Here is a 23286-nt window from a genome sequence, read left to right on the forward strand (position 1 = left end):
CATGGAGACTTTAAAGGATTGCCATGACGCTTTAAAATGTCATCATGCGGAGCGCGTTTTTTTTCGCTCCTTTTCCTTATCAATTTTGCACGTAAAAAAGGAGGTAATATGGCCGAACTTACAAACGAGCAGAAAAAGGCATGGGCGAAAACGCTCTACACCCGCGAAACGCTCACGCAGGCGGAAATAGCCGAGCGTGTGGGGGTTTCACGGGTGACTGTGAACAACTGGATAGGCAAAGGAAACTGGGAGCAGCTGAAGGCTTCCATAACCATCACACGGGAGGAGCAGCTGAAGAACCTGTACCGGCAGCTGGCGGAACTCAACAACGCCATCATGGGAAAGCCGGAAGGGGAACGGTTCCCGAACGCCGCGGAAGCGGACACCATTTCCAAACTGTCGAACGCCATCAAGAAACTGGAAACAGAAGTGGGGCTGGCGGACATCATCTCCGTGTTCTCCGACCTGCTCAAATGGGTGCGGACCTACGATTCCACGCAGGCGAAGGAGATCACCCCGCTTCTGGACGCGTTTGTCAAATCAAAATTATCCTGACATGGCAAAGAAAAGACTCACACCCCAGGACAGGATCGCACTGGACAACTGGAACGAGCTGGTGGCATCCGTGCGCGAACATTCGGACATCAACCCCACGGACACGGAAACGGAAATCAGGCAGAGGCGGGAAAGACTGGAGAAGAACGACGAGGAGTGGTTCAAATACTACTTCGCCATGTATTGCACCTGCGAGTCCGCCGCCTTCCACAAAAAAGCCACCGGGCGGCTGATGAGGAACAACCGCTGGTACGAGGTAAGGGCCTGGTCACGCGAGCTGGCGAAATCCGCACGCTCCATGATGGAGATATCCAAACTGGCACTGACAAAAAAGATACGCAACGTGCTGCTGATCTCCAACTCGGCAGACAATGCGGAAAGGCTACTGCTGCCGTTCATGGCGAACTTCGAGGAGAACCAGCGGATCATACAGGACTACGGACAGCAGAAAAAACCGGGAGCGTGGGAAACCGGGGAGTTCACCTGCATGTCCGGATGCTCCTTCCGCGCCATCGGAGCCGGGCAGTCACCGCGCGGTACGCGTAACAAGAACTTCCGGCCGGACTTCATTCTGGTGGACGATATAGACACCGACGAGGAGTGCCGGAATCCGGAACGGATCAAAACCAAATGGAAATGGCTGGAGGAGGCGCTGATACCGACCATGTCCGTATCGGGAAACTACCGCATCCTGTTCAACGGGAACATCATCGCGCCGGACTGCTGCATCAAAAGGGCCATCGAAAAGGCAACCGAACTGAAGGCGAAAGGAATCGGGCACGTGGATATCATCAACATCCGGGGAAAGGACGGGCTGTCCGTATGGCCCGAAAAGAACTCCGAGGAGGATATAGACCTCTTCCTCTCACTGGTCAGCGCGGCGGCGGCACAGAAAGAGTTCTTCAACAACCCGGTGGTGGACGGCGGCGTGTTCGCGGAAATCACCTACGGGAAAGTGCCGGCACTTTCCAAGTTCAAGTTCCTGGTGATATACGGGGACCCCGCACCGGGAGAGAACAAGACGAAAAAAAGTTCCACCAAAACGGTGTGCCTGCTCGGGAAACTCGCGGGAAGGCTTTATCTGATAAAAACGTTCCTGGACAGGGGGCTGAACGCGGAATTTGTAGAGTGGTACATCAAGCTGCTGGAGTTCGTGGGCGGGAAAACCACCGTATACTGTTACATGGAGAACAACAAATTACAGGATCCTTTTTTCCAGCAGGTATTCCAGCCCATCGTGCGGCGGATACGCAGGGAAAGGAAAATATCACTGTACATCACCGGGGACGAGGAGAAGAAGACCGACAAGGCCACACGTATCGAGGCGAACCTGGAACCGCTCAACCGGGAGGGGAACCTGGTACTCAACGAGGCCGAAAAGGACAACCCGCACATGAAACGGATGGCGGAACAGTTCAAGCTGTTCAACCTGCAACTGACCTATCCGGCAGACGGACCCGACTGCGTGGAGGGGGGAAACAGAATTATAGACCGCAAGGCCAGACAGTCGGAAAAGCCCGTCATTGTCACAAGGAAAAGCACGCGGTCACAAAACAAGTACAGAGTGTAAACTTCAATACCTATCATTATGAGCAAATTTATCGAACTTTCAGACTACGACGCGAGCATACACCGCGAGATTCTGGACGCACTGACAAGGGAGGACGACGCCGTCGTGGAGATATGCGAGGACCGCGCCGTCGCCGAGATGCGCTGCTACCTTTCCAGACGTTACGACTGTGACAAAATATTCACGGCAACCGGTGACAAACGCAACCAGCTTGTCCTGATGATGGCCATCGACATAGCCGTGTACCACATCTTCTGCATACATAACCCGAGGAACCTGTCACCGCTGCGGAAGGAACGCCACGAAAGGGCGGTCGAATGGCTGAAAGCCGTGGCGGCCGAGGAGATATCGGTGGACGGCCTGCCCCTGCTGTCCGAAGAGACGAGGGCGGCAAAATCAAATTTCCTTATCAAAAGCAACCGTAAACGTGTAAACCATTGGTAATATGAACAAAAGAAAGAAAGGGGCCGGAAAGATAACCCAAAGCGGGAACCTGCCGAGGCCCGGGCAGAAAGGACCCGCAACCATCATACTGACACAGCCCAGAAGGTTCGGTATAGACATAGCGGACTACATGCTCGCGGTAAGGGCTTTCGAGAATGTGGACTACTCCAGACGCTTCAGGCTGTACGACCTGTTCAGCGACATACTCATGGACACGCACCTGACAAGTGTCATAGAGAAACGGAAGAATGCCGCACTGGCATCTTCCATAGAATTCCGCAGGAACGGGAAGCCGGACGAGAAGGTGAACAAGCAGATCAGGTCCCCATGGTTCCGGAAGTTCATAGGGGACATCCTGGACGCCAAATTCTGGGGGTTCTCACTCGTGCAGTTCTACCGCAAGGGGGAATGGGTGAACTACGACCTGATACCGCGCAAACACGTCGATCCCGTGCGCAGGCTCATACTGCGGCACCAGACGGACACCACCGGGACGTCCTGGGACGAGTACCCCGACCTGTTGTTCATCGGTTCACCCGACGATCCCGGACTGCTGGTGAAAGCAGCCATCTGGGTGATATACAAACGTAACGACGTGGCGGACTGGGCACAGTTCGCGGAAGTGTTCGGAGCGCCCATCAGGGAGTACACGTATCCCACGGATGACGACGAGGCACGGCAGAGGGCGCTGGACGACGCGGACAGCACCGGAAGCCTGTCGGTTTTCGTGCACGCGGAGGATACGGTGCTCAAGCTCGTGGAAGCCGCGAACAAGACAGGGAGCGCGGACCTCTACGACAAGCTCTGCGAGCGCTGCAACAACGAAATCTCAAAGCTGTTCCTCGGAAACACGCTCACCACCGAAGCCTCCGACAAGGGCACACAGGCACTGGGAACCGTACACAAGGACGTGGAGGAGAAAGTGACGCTCTCCGACAGGCAGGACATCCTCGACGTGCTCAACTATGACATGGCCGACATATTCGCAATGCTCGGAATAGACACCACAGGCGGGGAGTTCTGCTATCCGGAAAAGAAGCTTATCGAACCGGAGAAAAAGATGTCCATCCTCACACAGCTGCGTACGAACTTCAACCTGCCGGTAGGTGACGACTACCTCTACGAGGAATTCGGGATCGAGAAACCGGCAAACTATGACGAGCTGAAGAAACGCCAGGAGGAGAAAGCGGCGGAAATCGAGGCAGCGAAGGCCCGAGAGACCGAAAAGGCGGAAGAGGATGAACCGGATCCGGAAGAAGAACCGGAACTGGAAAAGCACGGTAAAGGAACACCCAAAGAAAAGAAAAATGCCCTTAAAAACGCATACAACTGGCTGAAACGTTTTTTCGGGAAAGCCCCGGGGAGAGACGGGGCAGCTTTAGAATGGTGATAAACGACCTCTACAGAATGGAGGACAAACAGGTGGAAACTTTATTCTCGTTCGATGAAGAGGTACTGAAGAAAGCCCTGAAGAACATATACAGCAAAGATTTCCATCCCATGACCGACATCGAGGAGAACCTGTTCGAGGCCACGTGGAAAACGATGAACAAAGCCACCGACAAGGGGTTTGGGACACGGAAAACCGATGATCCGGATTATGACTTCTACCGTGAAATCCGAATGAACAACGCCGTGTTCGCAGCTTTCAAGGTACACAGGGCACAGAACGACATGGCAGCGCTGCTGCTGGACAAAAACGGAAGTTTAAAGCCGTTTGAACAGTGGGTGAAGGAAGCCATGCCCATAGCCGACCACCAGATGATCCATTGGCTGCGTACAGAATACGACACGGCCGTCATACGGGCACACCAGGCCGCGGACTGGAGACAGTTCGAAAGGGAAAAGGATGTATTGCCGAACCTCAAATGGATGCCGTCCACAAGTGTGACGCCGGGAGCCGACCACCAGATTTTCTGGGGGACCATACGTCCGATAGATGATCCGTTCTGGAACGAGCACAGGCCCGGAGACAGATGGAACTGCAAGTGCACGCTCTCATCAACGGATGAAGCGCCGACAGCGGTACCGGACGAAAACGGGCAGAACAAGGCACATGACGGTCTGGAAAACAATCCGGGAAAAGACGGCAAACTGTTTTCAGACAAACACCCCTACATTACTGAAGCGCATCCGGGAGCAAAAAAAGCCGTGGACGCACTGACCAGGCGCATCAACGAAATGATAGCCGAAATGCCGGACAACCTGACGCTGGAGGAAAAAACCGACATCGCCCGCAACAATCTCAAGATAGAAAAGGCACTCGGCGTTACCAAAGGCAAGCCGATGACATACGAACAGGCGAACAAGGGAAAGGAGAACCCGAAATTCGGAAAAGAGGAAGGATACCGCGTGAATTGCCAGACCTGCACCGTGACACACATGCTCAGAAGGTTGGGGTTTGACATCGAGGCAAAACCCAACATCAGACAAAGCGCATACAATGAAATGGCAAAACAAGGTATCACATGGGAAGAACGTTTCCTGAACCGGGACGGAACAAAGCCGGATTATGACTATACCTATAAATGGCAGGTCAGAAAGGGATATCAAGTAATGAATGCAAACCGGCTGAAGGAATACTTCAGGGAAAAATTCAGAGAGGATGGAATATACGAGATATATTGTGCCTGGAAAGGCGGCTCCGCACACGTGTTCTGCGCAGAGGTGACTGAAGGAAAGACAAGGTTCTTCGACCCGCAAACCGGAAAGGATGATGCAAGCAATTACATACAGAGCATGAAAGCGGGCCGTGTGGGAGTGATAAGAATAGACAACAAACTGGTAAATCCCAAAATCATGGGACTATTCATCACCAAATAAACGGGAAGAAAGTGCCAGCCCCTCCTCACCGTCCACCAGACGGCAGGACTGGCCGTCGAACAGAATAAAGGCGGGAAGACCGACAGGCAACTCAAAACCATCCCCGTCAACACAGCCCACGGAATAGATGCTTCCTTCAGGGGAACTGGCTGATAAGACAACGGAGTTGTAACCGCTACTGTTTGCTAATTCCGACACTTGTTTAGGTATTTCCATAACGCAAAAAGGCACATAAAAAACGCCTTGCTGCAAAAGTATAAAATTATTTTTTAATTCAGTCATTCATGGACATAAAAGAATATTCAAAACTGATAAAAGCCAAACGGAAAGAACTGGATGGGCTAATGAAACGGAAAATGCCGGTTATCGCTGGACGAATGGCAAAAGACCATTTCCAGGACAACTTCCGCCGGGAAGGTTTCGTAAACGGAGGATTACACCCGTGGCCGAAAGCGAAAAGGCTGTCCTCGGGACGGACCGATGCGGCAGGGAGCTACGGGACGCTGCTCTCCGGAAGGAACCATCTCTTCAGCTCCGTCAAATACATGCCGGGAGAATACCGAGTGAGGGTGGCAAACGAACTCGTCTATGCGCCGGTCAATAACTGGGGAGGAGAAGTTCATCCGACTGTTACGCCCCAAATGCGGCGTTTTGCATGGGCGAAGTATTACCAGGCTTCAGGCAAGGCTAAAAAAGCCGCCACGGGCAAAAGAAAAGGCAAAAAGAAGGGTTCTGCCGCAAACAATGAACCGCAGGAAAATCAGGAAGCGCTGAAATGGAAAAGGCTGGCGCTGACCAAAAAGAAAAAGCTCCGGATAAAAATACCGCAACGCCAGTTTATCGGGGAAAGCCGGGAACTGTCCGAAAAGATAGACCGTAAAATGGAGAATGAAATCAGAAATATTTTAAACTTATAACAACATGGAAGAAATTTTTATCGCGATCATGGAACGCATCGCCGAAAAGATGCCTGAACTGTCATACATTGACGAGGACTACGGACAGCTTGAAGCCGGGGCGGAGGAGGACCACTATCCGGTAACCTTCCCCTGCGTGCTTGTCGGGAACGCCGAATCGGACTGGAATGACCTCGGTTACGGGGTACAGAAAAGCGAGTCACTCATCACCATACGACTGGCCATTGACTGCTACGATGACACCCACTACACCTCCGGAACCTATGACAAGGTAAGGGAACGGCAGCTGAAGGCCAAAGAGCTGTACAAAGCCTTGCAGGAGTTCCAGTGCACGGAAGAGACCAGCCCGCTGGTCAGGGTAAAGAGCCGGGACTATTCGCTGCCGGGAAACATCAAGGTGTACGAGACGGTTTATTCTTTCACGCTGCATGACGAGTCGGCCATGCAGTAAGGGGAAGGTTCATTCCCCCGTGAACAGGGAAAGCTGGACGGCTGTCAGGCGGGGTTTCTTAACCTTTGGGACGGGCTTCACCTCCAAGTCCTTCAGCTCCCGGCACTTGCACCGGATAATGGACATGATCCGCTCCTCGGAAATGAAAAACTCCTGGCGGGACAACACTTTCAGGGCATCATCAAAACGCAGGCGCTGCACCTCCGTCCAGTAATAGTAACGGCGGCACAGGGCTTCATCACGGAGTTCTATCAGTTTTTTGTCTCGTCCTTTAGCCATAAGTTCAGGTATATGCTGCAAAATTAGGCATTTAACCGGGGATGTTAATAAAAAAACGCCGCATCGTGTATGAATGCGGCGTTTTTCTGTTTAGAGTGTGAACAAAATCACATGGTCATCAGTTCGGTGTCATCCTCACCCGGAACAAACGGCTCGATGCGGGTGATCACCTTGCTCTGTACCTTCACCCGCCCGCTGCCATTACAGACCGGACATTTTGCGGATAAAGGAGCTCCTCCCTGGTCCAGGTAAAAGATACGTCCCTTGCCTTCACAACGCTTGCAGGCCATGACGTGCGGCGCGATGTTCTTCGTCTTCTCCATGACTACAACCGGCAGAATGAGGGTTCGATACGGTGCCAGACACCGTTTTCGTCACGTTTGTGGAAATAGTAGTTCACCGCGGTCTTGTACACCACGTTGCTCTCACGGAAGAGGTCCATGATCTCCGTGTACTCGCTGTCGAAACGGTCCTCGAGCTCGTACAGCTTACTCACGGACTTGTAGTCCAGATCGCCCTGGCGGTTGCGCTCGATCATGGTCATGCCGAGCTGGTACATCGGGTCGTCGGTACCCAGCTCGCGCCCCATGGCGTAGCGCTTCAGGTAATCCACCAGGCGTTCGGCGGCAAGGTCGGCACGCTCGTCGAAACTCTTCACCTTGTTGCTCCTCACCTCCAGCTTCATGTCACCGTCCACGATGGTGAAGCTCGCCTGCTCGTCCTTACGCAGCTGGCCGTATTCACGCATCACCGCACGGAAGGCGGCGGCCTCTTTCTCCACCCAGTCGCGGAACGCCTTCACGTCATCCACAACCGGGAGCAGCCGGTTCTTCACTTCAAGCATGAACTGCGCACGGAGGCCCTCATAGGCATCGCGCCGGTTACGCTTGCTTTCCTTCTCTTCCTGCTGGAGCTGTTTCAAAAGCTCCTTCCTGTCCTGGGCGGACAGGCTTTTTAATTGTTCTTTCAAATCCATAGCTAAAAAATTAAATGGTTGCTATTGTTGTTTATTCTCACGTTTACGGCGGATGGCACGCAGCTTCACCTGCAACGTGTCCAACGCCTCACAGTCAAGTTCACGGAACTCCTTGCCGGCGATACGGCTGTCCCGGCAGAAGGCGTTCACCCAGTCCCAGTCGGCCGTATCGATACCCAGCAGCTGCATCTGGTGCAGTACCGCGGAACGCTTCTGACGGAGAATCTTCCGGAGCTGTTCCTGATAAGTGGGCGGTACCAGCTTCTGCATGGCGGACACGGCGGCACTGTATTCCTTCAGTGTCATGTCACGCAGACTCGTGGTACGTCCCTCCGTGTACTGGGAAACGATGCTTTCCTTCAGTGCGTCACGATCCGATGTCGGAAGGCGGTTCAAAAGGCTGTAAAACGCCGCATAATTCTCGGGTTTATTTAACTGCTTGCGGCTGTTGATGTCTATCTGCATGGCTATACTGTTTTTTTGTTTATTTTAAGGTCATTGATTTCCTTAATCACTCTCTTTACTCTGATAGTACACAAATAATCAAGAAGATGCTCTTTTTCATTTTTTGTACACTTATACTGGTCGAAAAATTCAAGTATGCCCATTCTATTCAGATTTTCATTAACTCAAACTATTCATACCACATCAGCACAACTCTATGATTTCACCCACGGCAGAGCGTAGAAGAGTACGCAAAACCGAAGGGTTTCCGCTATCATAGATGACTTCCACACAACACTCATGGCGTGCGTTACGTGACACAACCAGCTCGCAAGTCATATTCTCACAGAGCCATTTTTCCACTACTTTACGGACACCAACTGCGGTGACCACAATTACCATTTTTTTACTCATAATATTGACCGTGCTGTATGTTATTCAACTCTTATCCTCCCGGTGTACTGGTTTCCCCGAAACTTCATCCCCTTGGTGAAGCCGCCCGGATATCCCAGTTCCTTGCTTCTCGCGTTTGCCAGCAACAAATGTTCCCGGCTAAGGGAGGCTACAAAACCTTTGTCCTTTTCCAGTCCCATCTCTCGGGCCTTCCGGGTGACGCTGCGTTCGGAAACACCGAGCATTTCAGCCAGCTCCCGGTTGAGGGTATTGTGATAGTGGCGACGCATGATGGAAAGCATATTACCGTTCCAAAAGATACGGGTGGAATATCCCTTATGCTCGACGAGCCGTCCCAGTGTCCGGTGCATGAAAGTACCGTCAGCAACCTTCCGGTGCTTGCGGTACTGTTCACGCTTGTACACCAGCACACATTCATGACACCAGGAACTCCGTCCCCCATTCTTCAACGGATAGAACTCACGCATCCACAACTTTCGGCCGCAATGCGGACAGACACGTTTACGTTTCTGCTTGTTGTTATTTTCACTCATAGCTGTTTATGCTGCATTCATCAGTTCATATTCAAATTTTCACCGAACGGAATAGTATTAATGTCAGCCTTTCTCGTGTAGGCCTGCATAAGTCCCACGGAAAGCAGCATATAGACATTCTTATTCGCTTTGACAACCCCGGAAATAGAGCCGACAATATGTTCAGTCTTGCCGGTAATGATTGAGCCGGCTATCTGCTCAAGCCCGTCTGGATGGTCCTCACTGGCCGCAACGCTCATAAAGGCACTAAGATCGTTTTCCTTACAAAAGTTATCCACGTATTGGCAGAGTTCCTTTACTGCCTCTTTCTGTTTTTCTGTAATCATTTCTGTTAAATTTTAATGGTTAATAATTATATGTTGAAATCGCGAAATCTCTTTTTTGATACTGGCTGTACATAGTTTCCTCCCAATCCGTCTCTTCCTCCTCCGGAAGGTCATCCTCATCAAGTTCTACCTCCTTACGGTAAATCAGATACCGTGCCTCCAGAAAGAAGAGGACCACGCGGCGCAGGAACTCACGGGCGGAGGCGATGCCGTGCTTTTCCATGAAGGAGGCGATACGGTCCGGACCGATAGTGTTCGTGCGGATGCTCACCAGACACTGCCGGCGGAAGTCCTTCAGCGTGCTGCCCCTCACCTCGAACACGCGGTCAGCGATACGGCCGAGACTCTCCGGAATATGGTATCCGGAACCTTCGTCATCCGTTCCCACCAGCAGTTCAGCAGCAGCCGTCAGCATACCCTCCACGCTCATGCGCTGGGCAGCGGCCGTCTCCTTCAGGAACACGTACTGGTAATTGCTCACGTAGGTATGTATGAGGTAGCCTTCAGGACGGCGGAACACCTCTTCGGAGGCAAGCTCCATCGAAAGGTTGTTCAATGTCACACCGGCACCGCAGCAGAAGGCGCACACCAGGCGGACGACAAGACGCTGGCGGTTGCCCCAGCCGCCAGCGATGATGGCACGCTGCAGGCTGCCGGCAACGGCCGGATCCATCTCGAAGAACAGCACCGACTTCTCCTGACGGCGGAAGAAGAACGACATGTCCGGAATACGATCCATGCAGAGGAGGATGCGCCGGGTGGCCGTGGAGACCCTGCCACCATCCGTCATGCGGATGTAGGACTTCACCAGGTGGTTCATCACTACCGTCATGTCGGAAAAATGATAGTCGGCAACCTTCCCGCGGAACAGTTCATGAAGCAGAACGGGCAGCTTCACAACGTAGTTGTAATACTCCTTTCTCATGGCTCACTTGCTTGAAGGTTTCCAGTCCACTGTTATAATCGCATCCAGCTCACCGCTGCCGCCACACACCGGGCAGGATACATGCACGTCCTCGCGGCTGCCCTCTTCCGTTCCCCAGAACCAGCCGTTGCCCTTGCAGTAACCACACTTGTGGCCGGTACTGACGAAGTTCTCACGGTTAGGCCCCTTACACATATAGGCGGGAGGACAAATCTCCAGCTGTTTCTTTATCCTGCTCATGCCTGGCCTCCTTTCTGTTTCGGTCCCGCCACATTCCAATAGTCATAGGCGCCCTTCTCCCAGATTGTGTATTCACCAGTGGCCCCCTGATAACGTCCCTTACTGAAGGCGACGTAGCCCTCTACCCATATCTTCAGGTCGGCATCATACATCACGCTCGTGGCCGCATCACCTTTAGGATTCTTGCCACGGGCATGGCTGATGAAAACAAACAGCTTGTCCGGAAACTCCTCCTTCAGCTGGATATAGTCACGATACGTCATCTGTGTGTATTGGAAGCTGTCAATGATCACGATGTTGAAACTCTTATGACGCCGGAGCCTGATCTTCAAGGTGGGGATGTCCTCCTTGATGAACGCCAAATGGCGGCTTACCTCGGCCATACCAAAGCGCCGCAGGTTATTCTGGACTGTCAGAGAAGTTCCTTCCTCCAGGGAGTTGAACGCCACACGGTCATACTTGCAAAGTTCCTTGCAGAGCTGCATCACGAAAGAGGTCTTACCGTTACCGCTGTTGCCCCACACGAACCAGCAGCCCCGGACTTCCGGAGTGTCGAAGGCATCCTTCCATTTCCCTTCGAAAGGGAATACGTCATACTTCTTGTTCAGGATGTCCCTGACATTCAAGGCACGTCTCATGCCCGCTTTTTTATTATCCTTTTTCTCTTCTTCCATGGTCAGAACAGTGTTAGTTGTCGGATATTGTCAATTCGGTCAAGTACGGCCTGCCGTGCGGCACCCCGCAGTTTCTCGTGGCAGAGCATCCTGCCGAGTGCCCACAAAAGGGCATTCTCACGGGTGGCAAACTGTCCCCATTTACGTCCCGGGTTGAAACCACCGCCGGAACCGCCCACCTCCATGTGAACGCCGGCAACCCACCAGCCGTCCTGCTGTCCCACAAGGGCGTCCAGGTAGTCGCGACCATTCCGGTAAACGGTCACCGTCTCGTATTCCCTCAAGACTGGGTAATCGCTCCAGGGAGCGGGAAGCTGCTCGCGACCGTCGATCTTTAAGTATTCAAATTTGTTTTCCATATCCTTAAAATTACGTTTGAACGGTATTTGAACGGGGGTCATTCCCCCGTCATGCGTTTCACCTTGTGAATGGACTTCCTCACACGCCGCAAATCAAAGTCACATGTCGAAGCCTCCTTTATCACCTTATCGATGTCTTTCCTGTCAGTCACACCGTTGGCGGAACAGATCGCAAACACGTCGTTCACGTCCGTAGGCTCCAACTCATAAAATTTCCGTCCGATACGGCTGTAGAACTCCTTGTAGCCGGGCTTCTGGTACCGCAAGCCGTTGCTGATGCGCTTGGCAATATAATCGGTACTCAAGAACACGACACCGCATTTCTCCTCCAGCTTGTTGTACAGGCTGATGAAATAGTGGAACACCGGTTCGGTCAGCTTGTCCGCCTCGTCGAACACCAGCAGGGGCGCGTCCATCTGGATGATGTCATCCAATATAAGCCCCCACACCTCACGGATATTATACCCTTCGGTCCGGATTCCGACCGTACGGGCGATCTCGCGGACAAAGTCACCTTTCTTCATGTCCTCAGAGCAGAGGATATAGAAAACCTCCTTATGCTCCTGGAGGTAAATACGGGCGGTGGTACTCTTGCCACAACCGGCCTCGCCGGTCACCCAGGTAACATTGCGCCAGCGCTGCGCATCGGAGAGTACAGCCGTGATCTCCTGGTAAGCACCGGTCTCCACGATCTGCCAGCCGGTAGCGCTTACACCACCGACCTGCGAGGCGACATTACGGAACATCTCGTCGCTGATATTCTCATAACGGCCATTCAGGATATTGCTAACAGTACCTACACTAACCCCCTTCAGGCTGCCAGCAGCCTTCGTCTGGCTCGGGTATTTCGCCACGTAAGCCCGGAGGCTTTCACTGATGGCGTCCTTTTCTTTCATTGTAATTTCCATAATCAATATTTTTTATCTTGTTATAAATCTGTTCCTTATAATTTCCCGACCACCTTGCGGATGCTCACTTCCTTCTTCTCAAAGCTGTCCCATGTCACGTTGCTGATGACTTTCATGTCTCGGCCGATGGAAGGACGGGCCGGCTGGCTGTATTTTCTTGTGCGACGGTCAATCTGGCGTTGCGCCTCCTTTCCGAGACCTTTCAGGTCAGGGGTACGCAGACCGTTCTGTTCCGGTGCGACACCATGTTCGTACTCGATGTCCTTGGCAACGACCTGGCGGTTTATACGCTCGTTGATGACGGCCTCCTGCTGGGCGCGGATGAAACGTTTCTCGGCTTCCGTCTGCTCCTGCTGGGCACGGTGGATCATCAGCGGGAACGAAGCCACACACTCAAAGCGCATCGCTCCGCCCTTATCCTTGTACAGCAGACGTACGCTGCTCATGTCATAAGGATCGTACTGGACATAGAACTTCTTGTAGGTGTTACGTCGGCGCCATTCCAGATCAGGCTCACCGGGGGCGGAGAAAACCTCGTAAGGGTATTTCTTTCCCTGTACCGTGATCTCGATACCGTTGGCGGTGAACAGCGACGGTTTCTCGGTCGTGTACCAGAACATCTCCACCATATCCGACACACTTACCGCATCGGTAGCCTCGTTCACGCTGGTATTGTACATCTCAATCCGGGAGATGCCGGTGGCAGGGTGTTTCATTGAATTCCACTGCTCACGGGCGGCGGCATACTGTTCCTTCAGTTCCTCCAATGTGGGGAGGGAGTCGATGTTCGCGTTGATGAATTCCAAATTCGGACGGCTTGTATCTCTCTTTGCCGTAATATTCTGCCCGGTGAAACCGAAACGTTTCTTCAATACCTGGCTCTGGAAGCGGTAGAAAATGTTCTCAATCGTCTTAGATTCGCCATTATACGGAGCTGTCGGGCGGTGGATACGGCTGATCTTCGAGAAAAGGCCCAGCGCCGCGTTCTTCTTATGACCGCCCTGGTTGTCGCACACGATCTCGTAGGGTTTGTGCCGGCTCGTCTGGATAGCCATGCGGAAAGCATGGTACTGGGCGATATAGTCCTCGTTGTCGCTGATGTAATAACCGAGCAGGACTTCACTATAGGCATCCACCACCTCGTACACGCTTGTAGTGCACTTGTTTCCGTTCTCGTCACGATAGTAGAGGTTCAGCTTCGTGCCGTCGCCATACCAAAGGCTGTCACGACGGCCCGGAAGGATGGTCCGGTGCTTGCGGTCATAACGCTGGTGTGCCTTCATTTCCCCATAAACGGCATCGTACCACAGAGGTTCGACACGCGGGCTGTTGAACCATTCGCGGAGGCTGCGGGGACTCTTCAGGGGCTTCCAGCCACGTTCCGGAGCGACACGGTTGTACTCCTCGAAGATCTCCATGTCAGTATAAACCGGAACGCGGCTGCGTTTCAATGCTACAAGGTAACGCCCGCCGTCCTCCTCGATCTTCAGCGTGTTGCTGTTGCCGTATTTACCGCTCACAAGCACACCGTAGTTGTCGGGACGGAACTTGTTTATCAGGGCTTTCAAACGCCCCACACTGCCCGGAAGACTGTGCCCGTACACCGGACGCCATTCCTCACTCGTGACAAGCAGAAGTTCCCAAAGGTTACGGCGGAAACCGGTCAGCTTGTTATTGGATGAACTCAAGCGTTTGAACTCTTCCATCAACGCGTTCAGCACCGAAGCGTTCCAGGTGTATTCCTTCTTCACATCCTCGGGAAGAGCGACCATCTCACCGTTCTTGTCGTAACGGTAATCCTCGAAAAAGTTCTCGGCCTTCTCGTCTTTCTTCACTATGTTACGGATCATTTCCTGTCTCATTTGTTTCTCGGGTTCGCCATGACGCTCAACCCAACGTTTCTTGTATTTCTCGGGAAGGGAGGAATAGGCATACAGAGCCGGATTATTTTCACCACCGCCACGGGAAACGACATCCAGTTTTTCTCGGGACAGCTGGCTATTCAAAGTGCCTTTGGGCATTATATCCAGCAACTCTTTGTAAGTTACACACAATATATTATCAAAGTATTCCATCTCCCAGCTTGATTATCAATCCTCTAAATCATTCAAAGGGACATGCTTCTTCAGCAGCCGCACGGAGATCCCGAAATTCAACACTACGAGAAGTTCCAGCAGCGGATTAATAAAAAAAATAGAGAGCAGGATCCCGAAACTCATACAGAAGTAAAGCACGCAAAAGCGCTGTTTTCGTTTCAGACGAGCAAACCAGTGCAGCTGGTCGCTGAACAATGTCATCAAATCATTTTTCATGGCTACTTGTATTTTGAGGATTACCACCTACTTTGGATCCACCGCGCTCAATGGCGAGCTTACGAATGGAACGGGCCAGTTTGCTGTTCTTACGGAAGGCAAGCGCATGACTCACCATCACGTTTGTACAGCCCATCAGTTCGGCAATTTTATTCACCTCACCGTATTCTACAACTATTCGTTCTTTCATACTATCTAATATTTAAATTATCGTAGTGGGCAGTCGCGGATTCGAACCGCGGACCATAACCTCTCCATTATAGGAGTTTAGTTTGTTCTACCAGCTGAACTAACTGCCCGAGAAAATTATTAAAGCTCCTTTATCGCATCCTCCGGAACACATATTACAGTCCAAACCTGACCATTTTTCATATAATCGATATTATATTCCCGCACGAACGTACAAATGTTATAATCCCAGTCACGAACTATACCATCAATGATCTCACCATTTCTCTTGGTGATTCTCACACTTTGTCCCTTTTTAAATTTTACTTCCATTTTGCTTCTTTTTAAATTCTCATTGTTACCTCAAGCCTTTTTTGTAGCTTTGGGGCGTGTTTAAACTTTAATCACGTGGCAAATATAGTCTAAGTTTCTTAGACAACAAAGTGTTAATCCAAATAATTTAGATTTATGAGCGTTTTTTCTAAGAATCTTAGATATCTAAGGGAGAGTAGGGGACTTAAATTAGATGAATTTGAGTTTCTGGGCATCAAAAAAGGTACAATGTCAAACTATGAACTGGGTAATACAGAACCTAAATTGAGTTTGTTATGTGAAATATCTAAGTTTTTTAGAATATCAATCGACGACTTTCTTTTAAAAGATATAGAAGCCGAAAAAATTACACCAGTAGTAACGGAAACAGCTCCTCCAGAAACAGCTAACAATAATTTTAGGGAGCTTCTGGATGTTTTAAGGGAAAAAGACTCCACCATTCGAGAAATGGCAGAGGAAATAGGGATGCTCAAACAGACAATTACACAACTTAAACAGGACAAGTCGGGGCGTGTTTCGGATGCAAGCGATTCTACGGTTGCCAATGCCATCTAAAACGTGTTTTATGGGGAAAGGGAGGTAAAAACAGTTAAATCACTATTTTACAGCAGAATATATAAAAATACAGGGGAGTAAATAAATATTATCTATATACAATTTACCCCCTACAATATTATAAAAACCGATGAATACCAAATAAAAAAAAGATATTTCCCCGTTTTATTAGAACAAAATAGGCACAAAAATGAATAACCAAATGAATAAGCAATCAAAACATTTCGTTTTTGTAATAGCTTAAATGAATAACCAAATGAATAAGCAAGTGAATAACCTTTCCACTTTTTAAGACGTTCAAAGCGTTCAAACGGATAAATACAGCCTTCCATCATAGTTTGACACTTATAAGGGCAAAAAAAGCCGCTTTTGCGGCTTTTAATTGCGTTCTAAGGCATTTTATCCCTTTCTGGTACATGTTATCAAGCGAGACTGAATAATCATTGCACGTTTCGTGTATTTGGCAATGTCATCAACCAGTCCAGCATGTAAAAGACTACTCTTAGTGATTCCGACCTGTTTCTCCGTCAGAGTTTCAAAAATGGCCGATATACTACCAAAGTAGATGTTCTTTTTCTCAAAAATCAAATGTACATGGATAACTTTACTCATGATATATAGTATTTATTTCACTGCAAATATACCAAATATCAGCTATATGGAATAATTTTAATAAATAAAAATAGGAGAGAAGCGAAGCGCTCCCCTACTCCACTTGCATAAATTACACCATTTGGTTATCTTTGTATATGGAAGTATGGCCTGGGCAAAGCATCGGAGTGAAATAATACCATACTGCCTGAATTCTCCCCTACTCCACTCCTAATGTAAAGAGATTCATTTGAACGGCGTTCAAACAAGGTTCAAATGTAAGCTCGATGTAAAGCGATGTAAACGCTTCGTTTTTCCACCCAGCTCACTCCTACCCCGTTCTAACGCTTTGAAAACCAAAGCAATCAGATATTTTCAGACCGACCGAACTTTGACACGCATCGTTTCTCCCCCCTTAAATATATTATCCTGGTCTTTCGCTATATTAGTTAAGTATTCCATAATGAATACATCTTCTTTACGCTGCTCTTTCATTGTTTTATCTTGTTGGTTCCAATTTGTTCATACTCCATTTTCCAATTCAAGCAATACACTATTCGTATTGTATCAAACTGTAAGCTCAAGATTTTACCACTTCTCCCTTTTCATTCAAAAGTACATCCGACTGTCTGTCAAACAATGTGGCTCTAAATAAATGTTTATTCACTGCATAAATGCCACTATAATCAGGCGGAGTAACAAGTTTCCCCTTTTCGTCCATCAAGCCACGACAATTACCGACCGTATAACAATACAACCCGGTCGATGCCATTATTTCGGTACCATCGTCAAAGTATTTGCCCGTAGAATAATCCAACCGATCAATCATATCATACAACATCGGATTGAGAATCTCTCCCTTATATGACATCTGCATTCGCGATTCATCCCACCTGGAGACGATTGCATAATCCGAAGTCTGCGTAATATACCTATATTCAGCAGGTATTACGATGTGAAGCGAATCATCCATTAGTCCATACTTACCATCTTGTATAAAAACCCTCTTCCCGTACAATGGATTCTGGACATAGTCATATTGCGGCTTTACGACCCATTCACCTTTATTATTTATAATACCGCATTTACCCTCCTCGTCGTACATGCTGCAATATCCCTCATGAAATACAAAGTCCACACGCCGGTCATTATCTTTCAGATACGGATATTGAAAATCAATAACAACCTCCCCCCGACGATCGATAAATCCTACTTTATCCTCTTTGACCACCGCGGCCAATCCTTCCGAAAATATCCAGGCATGAGTATATTGTTCCGGAATAACCGCTTCTCCTGTAAAACGGTTAAAATACCCTCTTCTATAATTTTTCGAATAAATGACCAGCGAATCCGTATAAGCCTCCGATGCAAACATCCAAGTTATCCCTTTTAGTGTTATTTCACCGGTTCGAAGATTTTTAATGCCATATGTGCCGTCACTATAAGAAATTGAACGGCACTCACTACTATACAATTCACCCTCGTATTCGCGAACGCGACTTTCCTTATTATACACCTTAACCACAAGAACGGTTATTATGCAAAGACATAAAACGGCAATCGCTCCCAAAACCTTTCCCAATACTTTCATAATCTTTTTCATCGTACTCTATATTTTTAAATTATAACCATATTATATACCTGTGTCTTTACTACTTTGTTTTCTGTTTTTACCTCTTCCATAATTGTATATTCTTTAAAATGTTATTGATTATATATCTTTATGATTATAGAGTATAAAAAGTAACCTTAATCTATCAGAGTTTATCGGTTTTTATTAAAAAATCCTTTCGGGCTATTTCTTGTTGCTGTAATCTTTCGGAATTATTTTTCCTGGTGCAAAATATATAGATAAAAGTGCGCATTGCAGGTAAAAATTCAATTTTCAAAAGTGCGTATTACAGGGTATTTATAGTACTATAAATTTGCGTATTGCAGAAAATATTAAATCTAACAACAAATACACTATTCGTTCGCTCACCTGATTCAGCGAAAGTGCGTATAGGAGAAAGTTATGTGATTCATCCCAAGAATCTGATCGTAAAAGAAGGAGTGGTATATTTTCCTGCCTATATGATTTTCTGTTTGTATTGAAATTTCTTATTATTCCAATCTTTCAGAATTAAATTGACTGAAAGATACTGTTATCCTGGATTTTGTCATTTGCTCATTCACAAGTGTAGATATGCTATTATATCCGGCTTCTATCAATATATTTTTTAGCAACAGTACGTTCTTATCACCATTTATTTTCCTTAACTCGCATCTTCTTGTGTACCCAAACCAATGATTAGTACTCTTTTTGTCTGTACTGTTGCAAGCACAGACAAAAAGAGTATTAAAATTGCCAATATGTAGAGCTTTTACTTCTCAATCGCATTACCATTCAAATGTCATTCCGTTCTTTTGAGTAAGAGCAGAATACCTGTCGCATTTCTTCGTCCTCACAGTTATCTGCAAGTTCATCGAATTTCGCACGAGACATCACAGACCCACGAGCCATTGTAGCAGCTTCAACCAACCGTGCCGTCTTATTACCGGTTTCAAACGGGACGCTGATACCGTTGGTCATTGCAGACAACTCTTTGTACCATGCGGCATTAGTGATGGTTACCGTATCAATCTTTATCTTTTTTCGAGCTGCTTTCTCTGCTTCTTTCCGCCAATCTATCTGGTTACCCACCACATAATTCTCATAGGTATAACCCAAAGGATGGGGATCCGCATCCGAGATAAGCAATATCGCTCGTGTGGAATTCTCACGCCAGGGAGTCTCTTCAACGATTTTCTTGATAACCAATTCATAAAATTCATCACCATCACCCCCGCTCGTATTTTTAGTCTCACGAATAAATTTGATAAGATCATTCTCATTATTGGTTAACGTCATACACTGATAAGCATCGCCAAATTCGTGGGCACTCTTCATGTCGCAATAATCCCCAAAAGCGACGATACCAAGCCGTAAATCGTCATTTTCCTTAAAGAGACGGGGTACGAGATCCGCCACTTCGCTACGTACTGCTTCAATATAAGCCGCCATCGAACCGGTCGTATCGAAAGCAATAACCATATCAAGTTTACCTATCTCCTTAAAAGTGACTTTTTCAAACGTTTTGGTTTCTTCCGTTGTCATTTCTACAGGATAGTTAGTGTCACCTCCCCAATACCCCATCGGATGCAATTCGTTATTAAGTTTCTTAAAGTTACTACCAATTACCGGCATTGCCTTAAGCTTTTGCATTCTATCCTTTAACTCGGTTTTACTCTTGGCAAAAACAAAATTCCAATAATAACGACTTTCAGATGCATAGTCCTCACTATCGAAACACGGATAACGTTGAGATTCTTCTCCCACATACACACCATCTTTTGAAATACCCTTCAATGCATGCAGAATGATGTCGTTTACACCGTCAAACATCGCGCCATAAACCTGAATTTTTCCTTTGTAGTCAAACTTTTCCATAATCACTTATTTTTAAAATTATTCTATTCTCACAGAAGTGAGTGTATCACTAAGCAAAGCAGCGATGGCAACCGTATCATGCGTCCCTCTCTATTAACAATGCCGATATCATTTCAATTCGTGTTATCTAAAAGTATACTTTGCTATCTAAAATTAATTTCAATGTTTTATGATAAAAGAATACAAGAGGTAACCCGTTTCAATCAAATTTTATCGTTTAAAAAAAGAATTTACGCTTCGCAACACACTTTTCACATCATCCATCGGTTGAAACGGAACGATAATTTCAAGGTTTGTATTGATGATACAATAAACTTTCTCCTCGTCATTGTCTTCCATACCGAATCCATCCTCATTCGCAAAGTAACGACCATCGGGATAGGTTGTCCAAACAAGAGCACAAAGTCCGTTTTTAAAATCATTGTAACGATTGAATCCGAATTCTACACGTTTACAGTCAACACAACAATGATAGTGATTGTGATGTCGATGGATACTATCATAATCGATGTCTTTATCTTCAACCAAGAGCTGCCCGTCCGCATTTACGAATTCACGTAGTTTGCCGGTCCGCATATTAACAAGTATGAAAGTTTTGCCTTTTCCCCAGAAAGCGGCGATATCGTTACCTAAGTCCCGGCCGTGATTATCACCATCCAAAGCCGGGATACCACAGGCTATGACATCTTTGTTATCTGTTATCTTGAAATGAGATTTAAAGTTCTCCATTTTTTTCTTCATATATCCTTAGATTATAATACACTCATAATTATTACTGTTTATTTTTTACTTATAGAGTACATTTTCTTAATTTATCTATCTTCTGTCGCCTCCATTTTTATTTTCTTTTTCTAACTTTGATGCTTGCCTATACCTATAATAATGAAAGTCTCAATTGTATTTTCAGGAAAGGCGTTATCATATGAAATTATATGTTCTATTTTCTCGGTATTACTGCAACCAACTATACCGAAAAGGAAGTTGGAATATGTTTGTAAAAATTTCTCATATCCAATCTGTTCGAAATTGGTTGCATGTTGTGTGGAAACCAACAAGTATCTACACCTATCACTGTTCTTTATCAATTCTGTTTCTAATTTATGCAACAATGTTTCATGATTGCCATCTTCTACACGTGCATAAATCGCGGTATAATTATTACATAACATCCGTAAATAACAAAGTTTTAAAGGATCGCTGCAGACCATTTTTTCTAAATCCCGAAATTTGGAATAGTATATCCGCTCAATCACATCTTTATCTGAAATAATTTCGCAGGAAAGCGGACTGGTAGCAATTCGTGATTGGATAGCAGCTACTTCATTCAAGATAATACGTTGCTGTTCGATAATCGGCAACACATACTTTCGAATGACATCCTCCGTTAATCGATGCCCCCCGGGAAATGAAAAATATTTAATATAATGCTCACAATACTCTTCACGGCAATTTACCGTATCATCACCTATACCAAATAGTGCAATCGTATTATCTCTCTCCTCACCTGAATAAGCCATACATTGTGTTTGCTCAAGTTCTTCGTAACGGTCACATAACTCCGGTGTAATTTCATATTCAGAAATACCATCCTGCCTTTCACTGAAGAATCTGTTGATGCCTAATTTACACCGCATTGATCGTGACACATGAAGAGATGGATTTACCAAAATCTTATATGTACCTTGAAGTTTTTGGGCAAACATTCCTCCCATGGAGGTACCGATTACGAGATTTATCTTCTCTTCTTTTACAAGTCTTTTCAACATCTCCAATGCCACCATTGGCTCAATAGGAAGGTCTGGAGAAAAGATGGTGTCATTTGGCAATAGGCGGCGCAAATGCTCTGCCGTTCCAGAATTACCGGATGAGGAAAGTCCATGTATATATAAAATCTTCATACTGTTTATACTTTAAGCTATTTGTACCAAAACTTCCGTGTAATTACCGTTACCAAATCGAATCCATTCACCTTTAAATTCCCGTACTCCATTTTTACCACGATCATCGATAAGATAATCATCTTTGCATATATCATTCATTACTTTATTTTCCATTGTAGCTATGCTTTTAATTTCAATATCTATTACCACCTCGGTCACCTTCTTCCACACAAATCCTACAAACAAGAGTCTTTTCATCATATAGTTCCAAATCTAGTTGTTTAGGTCTGGAATTGCTCAACATTTTCTCACACCATACCAAGAAAGCACAATATTCATTATCAAATCTAAAGCTATACCAAAGAGGGAGGTTCCTTTTGCTCTCACTTTCTTTTCTCAAATCATCCGGGTTAGGGATTTTGAAATCTTTATCCGTTAACCGGACATATGCTGTATGAGAATAATGGCTGCTTTTTATAACTTCTACGACCTCTTTCCAAGGTGCAGTAAGAGGAAAATGGATGTGTTCATAATATCCTGATGCTTCCGGTCCTCATAAATCCTTTGCTTGACTATTACGCATTGTTTCCGAGTAGTCAAATATATGCTTTATCATCATCTCGATTCTACTGAGTTCATCCCAAGGTATAATAGCTTTCGTCATAAGTCATCCTTCTATTAATTCATACTCAACTCCGAACCATTCGTTTAATGTATCTTCAACCTGGGCATTGATTTCAGGTGTAATCTTATCCTTTATCTTCTTATACACATAGAGAACGGCGACACCTTCATCCAATACACCCAATAGTCGATATACGGCACTTGGTATCAAACTTACCGGAGATACGGTGTAGATGATTGCAGCATAAATCAATACCCTGTCTAATGTGGTCGTTTTTTCATCAACCATCACATAATAGAACTGTAACAGCGGCCGGGTTGCTGTTCGTCCGGCTTTCAGCGCATATGGCCGGATCTTGATATACAATTCATTAATTTTACCGCGCCAATCATAGTTCTTCACTTTCTTCAACAGTGAGTCAATCTCTTTGCCCATAATCCAATAGGCCAAAATCGTAATACAAATAATCGTCAACATATTCTTTCTTGCTTTAGTTTCTTATATAGAGTCTTATC

32 protein-coding genes and 1 tRNA gene are annotated in these 23286 nt (G+C 47.1%); 8 read left to right on the forward strand and 25 right to left on the reverse strand.

Going from position 1 to position 23286, the window contains the following annotated elements; all coding sequences use genetic code 11:
- Positions 1–108 precede the first annotated feature (108 nt).
- From HMPREF1532_RS17305 to HMPREF1532_RS17325, 5 genes are read left to right on the forward strand one after another with little or no spacing between them, the layout of a single operon-like run.
- Entirely contained in the window at positions 109–555 is a 447-nt protein-coding gene (locus HMPREF1532_RS17305) for a hypothetical protein (protein WP_004327418.1), read from the forward strand.
- A 1-nt stretch (position 556) separates the two neighbouring features.
- On the forward strand, positions 557–2125 hold the full coding sequence (locus HMPREF1532_RS17310) for a hypothetical protein (protein WP_005932391.1): 1569 nt from the start codon (positions 557–559) through the stop codon (positions 2123–2125).
- An 18-nt stretch (positions 2126–2143) separates the two neighbouring features.
- Complete coding sequence (locus HMPREF1532_RS17315) at positions 2144–2569, forward strand: phage protein Gp36 family protein (RefSeq protein ID WP_004327405.1); 426 nt, start codon at positions 2144–2146, stop codon at positions 2567–2569.
- Between the two features lies 1 nt (position 2570).
- Positions 2571–3959 (forward strand): phage portal protein family protein, encoded by a 1389-nt coding sequence (locus HMPREF1532_RS17320; protein ID WP_004327406.1) that lies wholly within the window; start codon positions 2571–2573, stop codon positions 3957–3959.
- Between the two features lie 17 nt (positions 3960–3976).
- Positions 3977–5392, forward strand: coding sequence for a phage minor head protein (locus HMPREF1532_RS17325; protein ID WP_004327407.1), 1416 nt, complete (start codon positions 3977–3979; stop codon positions 5390–5392).
- On the opposite strand, the gene HMPREF1532_RS17330 is transcribed toward HMPREF1532_RS17325, so the two are convergent.
- Positions 5375–5590: a hypothetical protein gene (locus HMPREF1532_RS17330; RefSeq protein ID WP_225683884.1), complete on the reverse strand. Its 216-nt coding sequence runs from the start codon at positions 5588–5590 to the stop codon at positions 5375–5377. The two genes, HMPREF1532_RS17325 and HMPREF1532_RS17330, sit on opposite strands and share 18 nt — an antisense overlap.
- An 86-nt stretch (positions 5591–5676) precedes the next feature.
- Here HMPREF1532_RS17330 and HMPREF1532_RS17335 point away from each other — a divergent pair, with 86 nt between their 5' ends.
- On the forward strand, positions 5677–6309 hold the full coding sequence (locus HMPREF1532_RS17335) for a hypothetical protein (protein ID WP_004327409.1): 633 nt from the start codon (positions 5677–5679) through the stop codon (positions 6307–6309).
- Positions 6310–6313: 4 nt separating this feature from the next.
- Positions 6314–6760: a hypothetical protein gene (locus HMPREF1532_RS17340; RefSeq protein WP_004327410.1), complete on the forward strand. Its 447-nt coding sequence runs from the start codon at positions 6314–6316 to the stop codon at positions 6758–6760.
- A gap of 9 nt (positions 6761–6769) precedes the next feature.
- Here HMPREF1532_RS17340 and HMPREF1532_RS17345 read toward each other — a convergent pair whose 3' ends face one another.
- The 17 genes from HMPREF1532_RS17345 to HMPREF1532_RS17425 form a co-directional block, all read right to left on the reverse strand.
- The gene (locus HMPREF1532_RS17345) at positions 6770–7039 is read right to left on the reverse strand and encodes a hypothetical protein (protein ID WP_008652653.1); all 270 of its coding nucleotides are present in this window, start codon (positions 7037–7039) and stop codon (positions 6770–6772) included.
- A gap of 107 nt (positions 7040–7146) precedes the next feature.
- The gene (locus HMPREF1532_RS21650) at positions 7147–7362 is read right to left on the reverse strand and encodes a hypothetical protein (RefSeq protein WP_008652655.1); all 216 of its coding nucleotides are present in this window, start codon (positions 7360–7362) and stop codon (positions 7147–7149) included.
- Positions 7363–7364: 2 nt separating this feature from the next.
- A complete protein-coding gene (locus HMPREF1532_RS17355; RefSeq protein ID WP_004327411.1) occupies positions 7365–8015 on the reverse strand; it encodes a DUF3164 family protein in 651 nt (216 codons plus the stop codon).
- Between the two features lie 21 nt (positions 8016–8036).
- Positions 8037–8480 carry a hypothetical protein gene (locus tag HMPREF1532_RS17360; protein WP_005932407.1) on the reverse strand — a complete coding sequence of 148 codons (444 nt, stop codon included), beginning with the start codon at positions 8478–8480 and terminating at the stop codon, positions 8037–8039.
- 183 nt (positions 8481–8663) lie between these two features.
- Complete coding sequence (locus tag HMPREF1532_RS17365) at positions 8664–8873, reverse strand: hypothetical protein (protein WP_008652657.1); 210 nt, start codon at positions 8871–8873, stop codon at positions 8664–8666.
- Positions 8874–8893: 20 nt separating this feature from the next.
- Positions 8894–9406 (reverse strand): hypothetical protein, encoded by a 513-nt coding sequence (locus HMPREF1532_RS17370; protein ID WP_004327414.1) that lies wholly within the window; start codon positions 9404–9406, stop codon positions 8894–8896.
- Positions 9407–9426: 20 nt separating this feature from the next.
- Positions 9427–9732 carry a hypothetical protein gene (locus HMPREF1532_RS17375; protein WP_004327415.1) on the reverse strand — a complete coding sequence of 102 codons (306 nt, stop codon included), beginning with the start codon at positions 9730–9732 and terminating at the stop codon, positions 9427–9429.
- A gap of 19 nt (positions 9733–9751) precedes the next feature.
- Positions 9752–10657, reverse strand: a complete 906-nt coding sequence (locus HMPREF1532_RS17380; RefSeq protein ID WP_004326986.1) for a hypothetical protein — start codon at positions 10655–10657, stop codon at positions 9752–9754.
- Between the two features lie 3 nt (positions 10658–10660).
- Positions 10661–10897 carry a hypothetical protein gene (locus tag HMPREF1532_RS17385; protein ID WP_004326987.1) on the reverse strand — a complete coding sequence of 79 codons (237 nt, stop codon included), beginning with the start codon at positions 10895–10897 and terminating at the stop codon, positions 10661–10663.
- Positions 10894–11571, reverse strand: coding sequence for a hypothetical protein (locus tag HMPREF1532_RS17390; protein ID WP_004325648.1), 678 nt, complete (start codon positions 11569–11571; stop codon positions 10894–10896). Before HMPREF1532_RS17390 ends, HMPREF1532_RS17385 begins: the two co-directional genes overlap by 4 nt.
- 2 nt (positions 11572–11573) lie before the next feature.
- The gene (locus HMPREF1532_RS17395; protein WP_005932412.1) at positions 11574–11972 is read right to left on the reverse strand and encodes a hypothetical protein; all 399 of its coding nucleotides are present in this window, start codon (positions 11970–11972) and stop codon (positions 11574–11576) included.
- On the reverse strand, positions 11969–12838 hold the full coding sequence (locus tag HMPREF1532_RS17400) for an ATP-binding protein (RefSeq protein ID WP_005932415.1): 870 nt from the start codon (positions 12836–12838) through the stop codon (positions 11969–11971). The genes HMPREF1532_RS17395 and HMPREF1532_RS17400 overlap by 4 nt, the downstream gene beginning before the upstream one ends.
- Positions 12839–12873: 35 nt before the next feature.
- Complete coding sequence (locus HMPREF1532_RS17405) at positions 12874–14913, reverse strand: hypothetical protein (protein ID WP_004327299.1); 2040 nt, start codon at positions 14911–14913, stop codon at positions 12874–12876.
- Positions 14914–14928: 15 nt separating this feature from the next.
- The gene (locus HMPREF1532_RS17410; RefSeq protein WP_005932418.1) at positions 14929–15150 is read right to left on the reverse strand and encodes a hypothetical protein; all 222 of its coding nucleotides are present in this window, start codon (positions 15148–15150) and stop codon (positions 14929–14931) included.
- On the reverse strand, positions 15140–15340 hold the full coding sequence (locus HMPREF1532_RS17415) for a hypothetical protein (protein WP_004327297.1): 201 nt from the start codon (positions 15338–15340) through the stop codon (positions 15140–15142). Before HMPREF1532_RS17415 ends, HMPREF1532_RS17410 begins: the two co-directional genes overlap by 11 nt.
- Before the next feature lie 26 nt (positions 15341–15366).
- Positions 15367–15449, reverse strand: a tRNA-OTHER gene (locus HMPREF1532_RS17420).
- 10 nt (positions 15450–15459) lie between these two features.
- The gene (locus tag HMPREF1532_RS17425) at positions 15460–15651 is read right to left on the reverse strand and encodes a hypothetical protein (protein WP_004327296.1); all 192 of its coding nucleotides are present in this window, start codon (positions 15649–15651) and stop codon (positions 15460–15462) included.
- A 135-nt stretch (positions 15652–15786) separates the two neighbouring features.
- Between HMPREF1532_RS17425 and HMPREF1532_RS17430 the strand changes: the two genes are divergently transcribed.
- The gene (locus tag HMPREF1532_RS17430) at positions 15787–16206 is read left to right on the forward strand and encodes a helix-turn-helix domain-containing protein (protein ID WP_004327295.1); all 420 of its coding nucleotides are present in this window, start codon (positions 15787–15789) and stop codon (positions 16204–16206) included.
- A 399-nt stretch (positions 16207–16605) separates the two neighbouring features.
- Here the strand turns inward: HMPREF1532_RS17430 and HMPREF1532_RS17440 are convergent, their stop codons facing one another.
- The 7 genes from HMPREF1532_RS17440 to HMPREF1532_RS17470 all read right to left on the reverse strand — a co-directional run bounded on the left by HMPREF1532_RS17440 (position 16606) and on the right by HMPREF1532_RS17470 (position 23248).
- Positions 16606–16818, reverse strand: a complete 213-nt coding sequence (locus tag HMPREF1532_RS17440; RefSeq protein ID WP_004327294.1) for a hypothetical protein — start codon at positions 16816–16818, stop codon at positions 16606–16608.
- A 559-nt stretch (positions 16819–17377) separates the two neighbouring features.
- Positions 17378–18400 carry a WG repeat-containing protein gene (locus HMPREF1532_RS17445; protein ID WP_005932425.1) on the reverse strand — a complete coding sequence of 341 codons (1023 nt, stop codon included), beginning with the start codon at positions 18398–18400 and terminating at the stop codon, positions 17378–17380.
- 783 nt (positions 18401–19183) lie between these two features.
- Positions 19184–20266, reverse strand: coding sequence for a vWA domain-containing protein (locus HMPREF1532_RS17450; protein WP_005932427.1), 1083 nt, complete (start codon positions 20264–20266; stop codon positions 19184–19186).
- 210 nt (positions 20267–20476) lie between these two features.
- Positions 20477–21007 (reverse strand): hypothetical protein, encoded by a 531-nt coding sequence (locus HMPREF1532_RS17455; RefSeq protein WP_005932429.1) that lies wholly within the window; start codon positions 21005–21007, stop codon positions 20477–20479.
- Positions 21008–21117: 110 nt separating this feature from the next.
- The gene (locus tag HMPREF1532_RS20585; RefSeq protein WP_005932431.1) at positions 21118–22164 is read right to left on the reverse strand and encodes a YqiA/YcfP family alpha/beta fold hydrolase; all 1047 of its coding nucleotides are present in this window, start codon (positions 22162–22164) and stop codon (positions 21118–21120) included.
- 12 nt (positions 22165–22176) lie between these two features.
- Positions 22177–22407 carry a hypothetical protein gene (locus HMPREF1532_RS17465; RefSeq protein WP_005932433.1) on the reverse strand — a complete coding sequence of 77 codons (231 nt, stop codon included), beginning with the start codon at positions 22405–22407 and terminating at the stop codon, positions 22177–22179.
- Between the two features lie 406 nt (positions 22408–22813).
- Positions 22814–23248 (reverse strand): YkvA family protein, encoded by a 435-nt coding sequence (locus HMPREF1532_RS17470; RefSeq protein WP_005932439.1) that lies wholly within the window; start codon positions 23246–23248, stop codon positions 22814–22816.
- Positions 23249–23286 lie beyond the last annotated feature (38 nt).

Origin of the sequence: Bacteroides salyersiae WAL 10018 = DSM 18765 = JCM 12988, from assembly GCF_000381365.1 — a bacterium.
In the GTDB taxonomy this organism is placed as follows: Bacteria; Bacteroidota; Bacteroidia; order Bacteroidales; family Bacteroidaceae; genus Bacteroides; species Bacteroides salyersiae.

Coding starts and splice junctions, on each gene's coding strand:
- HMPREF1532_RS17445 (WP_005932425.1), bottom strand. CDS start 18,400: ATGAAAAAGATTATGAAAGTATTGGGAAAGGTTTTGGGAGCGATTGCC.
- HMPREF1532_RS17440 (WP_004327294.1), bottom strand. CDS start 16,818: ATGAGTAAAGTTATCCATGTACATTTGATTTTTGAGAAAAAGAACATC.
- HMPREF1532_RS17375 (WP_004327415.1), bottom strand. CDS start 9,732: ATGATTACAGAAAAACAGAAAGAGGCAGTAAAGGAACTCTGCCAATAC.
- HMPREF1532_RS17470 (WP_005932439.1), bottom strand. CDS start 23,248: ATGTTGACGATTATTTGTATTACGATTTTGGCCTATTGGATTATGGGC.
- HMPREF1532_RS17425 (WP_004327296.1), bottom strand. CDS start 15,651: ATGGAAGTAAAATTTAAAAAGGGACAAAGTGTGAGAATCACCAAGAGA.
- HMPREF1532_RS17380 (WP_004326986.1), bottom strand. CDS start 10,657: ATGAGAAAGGAGTATTACAACTACGTTGTGAAGCTGCCCGTTCTGCTT.
- HMPREF1532_RS17465 (WP_005932433.1), bottom strand. CDS start 22,407: ATGATGAAAAGACTCTTGTTTGTAGGATTTGTGTGGAAGAAGGTGACC.
- HMPREF1532_RS17410 (WP_005932418.1), bottom strand. CDS start 15,150: ATGAAAAATGATTTGATGACATTGTTCAGCGACCAGCTGCACTGGTTT.
- HMPREF1532_RS17340 (WP_004327410.1), top strand. CDS start 6,314: ATGGAAGAAATTTTTATCGCGATCATGGAACGCATCGCCGAAAAGATG.
- HMPREF1532_RS21650 (WP_008652655.1), bottom strand. CDS start 7,362: ATGGAGAAGACGAAGAACATCGCGCCGCACGTCATGGCCTGCAAGCGT.
- HMPREF1532_RS17400 (WP_005932415.1), bottom strand. CDS start 12,838: ATGGAAATTACAATGAAAGAAAAGGACGCCATCAGTGAAAGCCTCCGG.
- HMPREF1532_RS17320 (WP_004327406.1), top strand. CDS start 2,571: ATGAACAAAAGAAAGAAAGGGGCCGGAAAGATAACCCAAAGCGGGAAC.
- HMPREF1532_RS17415 (WP_004327297.1), bottom strand. CDS start 15,340: ATGAAAGAACGAATAGTTGTAGAATACGGTGAGGTGAATAAAATTGCC.
- HMPREF1532_RS17305 (WP_004327418.1), top strand. CDS start 109: ATGGCCGAACTTACAAACGAGCAGAAAAAGGCATGGGCGAAAACGCTC.
- HMPREF1532_RS17365 (WP_008652657.1), bottom strand. CDS start 8,873: ATGAGTAAAAAAATGGTAATTGTGGTCACCGCAGTTGGTGTCCGTAAA.
- HMPREF1532_RS17360 (WP_005932407.1), bottom strand. CDS start 8,480: ATGCAGATAGACATCAACAGCCGCAAGCAGTTAAATAAACCCGAGAAT.
- HMPREF1532_RS17345 (WP_008652653.1), bottom strand. CDS start 7,039: ATGGCTAAAGGACGAGACAAAAAACTGATAGAACTCCGTGATGAAGCC.
- HMPREF1532_RS17450 (WP_005932427.1), bottom strand. CDS start 20,266: ATGGAAAAGTTTGACTACAAAGGAAAAATTCAGGTTTATGGCGCGATG.
- HMPREF1532_RS17310 (WP_005932391.1), top strand. CDS start 557: ATGGCAAAGAAAAGACTCACACCCCAGGACAGGATCGCACTGGACAAC.
- HMPREF1532_RS17385 (WP_004326987.1), bottom strand. CDS start 10,897: ATGAGCAGGATAAAGAAACAGCTGGAGATTTGTCCTCCCGCCTATATG.
- HMPREF1532_RS17455 (WP_005932429.1), bottom strand. CDS start 21,007: ATGAAGAAAAAAATGGAGAACTTTAAATCTCATTTCAAGATAACAGAT.
- HMPREF1532_RS17405 (WP_004327299.1), bottom strand. CDS start 14,913: ATGGAATACTTTGATAATATATTGTGTGTAACTTACAAAGAGTTGCTG.
- HMPREF1532_RS17355 (WP_004327411.1), bottom strand. CDS start 8,015: ATGGATTTGAAAGAACAATTAAAAAGCCTGTCCGCCCAGGACAGGAAG.
- HMPREF1532_RS17335 (WP_004327409.1), top strand. CDS start 5,677: ATGGACATAAAAGAATATTCAAAACTGATAAAAGCCAAACGGAAAGAA.
- HMPREF1532_RS17325 (WP_004327407.1), top strand. CDS start 3,977: ATGGAGGACAAACAGGTGGAAACTTTATTCTCGTTCGATGAAGAGGTA.
- HMPREF1532_RS20585 (WP_005932431.1), bottom strand. CDS start 22,164: ATGAAGATTTTATATATACATGGACTTTCCTCATCCGGTAATTCTGGA.
- HMPREF1532_RS17315 (WP_004327405.1), top strand. CDS start 2,144: ATGAGCAAATTTATCGAACTTTCAGACTACGACGCGAGCATACACCGC.
- HMPREF1532_RS17370 (WP_004327414.1), bottom strand. CDS start 9,406: ATGAGTGAAAATAACAACAAGCAGAAACGTAAACGTGTCTGTCCGCAT.
- HMPREF1532_RS17430 (WP_004327295.1), top strand. CDS start 15,787: ATGAGCGTTTTTTCTAAGAATCTTAGATATCTAAGGGAGAGTAGGGGA.
- HMPREF1532_RS17395 (WP_005932412.1), bottom strand. CDS start 11,972: ATGACCCCCGTTCAAATACCGTTCAAACGTAATTTTAAGGATATGGAA.
- HMPREF1532_RS17390 (WP_004325648.1), bottom strand. CDS start 11,571: ATGGAAGAAGAGAAAAAGGATAATAAAAAAGCGGGCATGAGACGTGCC.